The sequence below is a fragment of the Actinosynnema sp. NPDC023658 genome (genome assembly GCF_040639995.1).
Lineage (GTDB): Bacteria > Actinomycetota > Actinomycetes > Mycobacteriales > Pseudonocardiaceae > Actinosynnema.
The window spans coordinates 1-3,373 of record NZ_JBFAAX010000624.1 but is presented as its reverse complement, the minus strand read 5'-3'; the positions used below and the strand labels follow the sequence as shown (position 1 = coordinate 3,373).

General features: G+C 69.0%; 1 protein-coding gene. It reads right to left on the bottom strand.

What is annotated here, in order from left to right; genetic code table 11:
• On the bottom strand, nucleotides 1-3,353 hold a 3,353-nt coding region (locus tag AB0G02_RS32305; protein WP_360801728.1), incomplete at its 3' end, for a BTAD domain-containing putative transcriptional regulator.
• Between the last annotated feature and the right edge of the window lie 20 nt (nucleotides 3,354-3,373).

The following is a 3,373-nucleotide window of genomic DNA, read 5'->3' as shown; positions in this document are numbered from 1 at the left end:
GATTCCGTGAGTTCCGCTTGCGCCGCAGCATGTTCGCCGCGCCGGGCGAGGACCGCGCCGAGCACCTGCCGTCCGAACGCCTCCTCGAACTGCATGGCCCCGCCGCGTGCCAGCTCGACACCCTGCCGGGCGTGCTCCTCGGCCTCGGCTAGCAATCCCAGTTCGGCGTACAGCTCGGCGAGATTGTTCACCGCCACCACGTAGGAGCGCTCGTCGCCGCTGCGATGGTAGATCTCCATCGCCCGGAACTGGTGCTGCGCTGCGGTCTCCCGCTGCCCAAGGCTCTGCTCGGTCTGTGCGAGGTTGTTCAGCGAGGTGGCCTCGCCGATCGCGTCGCCCTCGCGGCGGGCGAGCTCCACTGCCTCGCGGTGATGACCGAGGGCTTCCATCGCACGTCCGTCCGCCCGCAGGGCGAGCGCGAGCTTGTCCAACGCCATCACCAGGTAGCGCGGTTCAGCCAACCCGACGGCGATCCTGTGCGCCATCTCCGCGCGTTCCAGGGTGCCGTGCAGCGCGCCGGTGCGGTTGTCGATCTCCTGCGTGGAGAGCAGTACCAGCAACTCGCCGCGGCGATCGCCGATCACCCGCGCCGAGGCCAGGCCCAACTCCGCGATGGCGTGCCACTCGCTGCCGAGGAATCTCGTCAAGCAGTAAGTGTGCACGAGCCGTACGAGTTGCCACACCTGTTCGTGCAGTCCCGCTTCGACGCCGGCGTGTACCAGTGCCACGAGGTTGGGCCATTCCTTGTCGAACCATGACAGGGCTTGTGAGGGCGTGGCCGGGCGCGGTGAGTTCACGTCGTGGTTGAAGTCCAGTCCGTCGGACACGGGTCGGATGAGCCGGCGGGCGTGATCGCATGCCTTCAGGTAGTACGTTGCCAGCCGATGCAATCCCGTTGCTCGATCCGTTGGATCGAGCAGGCCGCGCGCGTACAGGCGTACGAGGTCGTGTAGCACGAACCCGCCTCGCCACTGCTCCACCAACAGGTGTGCGTCTGCGAGATCGGCCAGGCGTGCGGCTGCCGTACCCAGATCGGTGTCGCACACTGCAGCGATCGCTTGCGGGCTCACCCACCGGCCGGGTACCAGGCCTGCGGCGCGGAACGTCTCCGTCAGTTCGGGGGCGAGGTTGCGGTAGGACATCGCCAACGCCCGCTCGACTCCTATCCCGGTGTCGGCCAAGTCCAGGGTGCGCAGCCTGTCGTCGTCGGACAGCCGGGCGATCAACTCGTCGGTCGTGAGGTCCGGCTCCGTCACGAGCCGAGCCGCAGTCATGCGCAGCGCCAGTGGCAGATTGCCGCACAGCTGAGCCAGTGTCCGCATGGCCTCGGGTTCCTGGTCGGACAGCGGCTTGCCGACGACCTCGTCCACCAGCCGTACGGACTCCTCGTCCGACAGCGTGTCCAGGGTGAGCATCCGTGCTCCGTTGCGGACCACCAGCGACTCCAGACGCCGGCGTGAGGTCACCAGCACCACCGAACCACCGCCTGGCGGCAGCGCCAAGCGCACCTGCTCAGGATCGTCGGCATCGTCCAACACAACCAGCACCCGCCGTTTGGCCAGCACCGACCGGTACAGGCCGACCCGGTCGTCCACATCACGCGGCACGCCGTCCGCGGGCACGCCCAGTGCCAGCAGGAACCGGGCCAGTACCTCGGCGGGCTCCACCGGCTCCCGGTCGGGCGCGAAACCGTTGAGGGAGGCGAACAGGAGCCCGTCGGGGAACTGTTCAGCCCGCCGATGCCCCCAGGTGACGACCAACTCGCTCTTGCCGACCCCCGGCGCACCATTGACCACCGCGATCGTGGTGGCCGCCAGGTCGCGCGCGTCGCAAAGGCGGTCCAGCCAGGCCAGTTCCTCGTGGCGGCCGACGAACCCGCTGGCGGCGGCCGGGAGCTGAGCCGGCACCACGACGCCAGGCCGCGGCGGCACGGTCGAGTGCTCGGCCGTGCCGGACAAGGTGAGGCTCGGGTCGTCGGCCAACACCTGCTCGTGCAGCAACCGCAGGCCGGGGCCGGGGTCGATGCCCAGCTCGTCCACCACGCGCCGATGGAACTTCTCATAGACCTCCAGCGCCTGCGTCCGCATGCCTGACCGGTAGATCGCCCGTACCGCCAGTGCCACCAGGCGTTCGCGGAGCGGATGCTCGTTGACCAGTTGGCGTAGCTCGCCGACCAGCTCCAGGTGCCTGCCCAGTTCCAGCTCGGCTTCGATGCGTTCCTCCACGGCGGCAAGCCGTAGCTCTTCCAGGTCCGTGGTGACGGGATCACCGGGGACGTCGGCCAGCACCTGGCCCCGCCACAGGCCCAGCGATTCGCGCAGCAGTTGCGCGCGGATCGGCGCGGGCTTGCCGCGCGCGCTCGACACGAGCTGCCGGGCCCGGTGGAAGTCCAGCCGCCACGGGTCGACCGAGAGCTGGTAGCCGGGCGGGGCGGTGAGGATCCGCGCCGAGCCCGCCGGGTCGGCCTGCTCCAGCATCCGACGCAGCCGCGACACGTAGCCGTGCACGATCGTCCTGGCCGTGGCGGGCGGCTCGTCGGCCCACAGGCTGTCCACGATCTCGTCGATCGGGACCACCCGGTTGGCCTCCAGCACCAGCATCGCGAGCAGGCCGCGCATCCCCTTGCGGCCGATCACCAGCTGCCGGCCGTCCGCAAGCACCTGCAACGGCCCGAGGACACCGAACTCCAGCCCGCTCTCCTTCCTCACGCCACCTGTACGAGCCGAGGGCGAAGGACGAGGCGCCGTCGAGGACCGGGGCTCATCACGCCGACCGAGCCGGTGTCCATGCGCATCCTCCTGCTCGACGGTTGTCTCGTCGAGAGACGCGCCGAGGTGCCGCTCCACCGCACCGAATGACAGGTATTCGTCGTCGAAGGTCCACCGGATCGCCGAGTAGGCCCCCGTGAGGAGCGTTCCCTGCCCGTGTCTGCCACTCGACTCGCTCACCGCTTGTGCCAGGAGCTCGCAGATGCGTTTCTCCTGGCCCAGGACGAGAGTGGCGGGGTGGTCCTCACCGAACACCGCAGCGGAGCGCTCGAAGGCTGTCCCGACGGTTTCCAGAGCCTGCACCACGGTGTCGTGTGAACCGGTCATCTGCGCCACCTCGAGTTCAGCCGAGGCGAGGTTCGACAAGGCGACCAGTGCCCGTGGATGGCTGGAACCGAGGATTTCGTTGACGTCGTCCGCAGCCTGTTTCAGACTTGGCAAGGCGCGTGTCGCCGCAGTGATCGACTTGTCCATGCGGGCGAGCTCGAAGGCCGCCGCGGCGAGGTTAACGCGCGCGACAAGCGTCTGGACGTGGCTCGGCCCGAGCACCTCAAGCGCCTGACCTACGACCGCCCGCAATTCCACGAACGTCTGTCGTGCTTCAT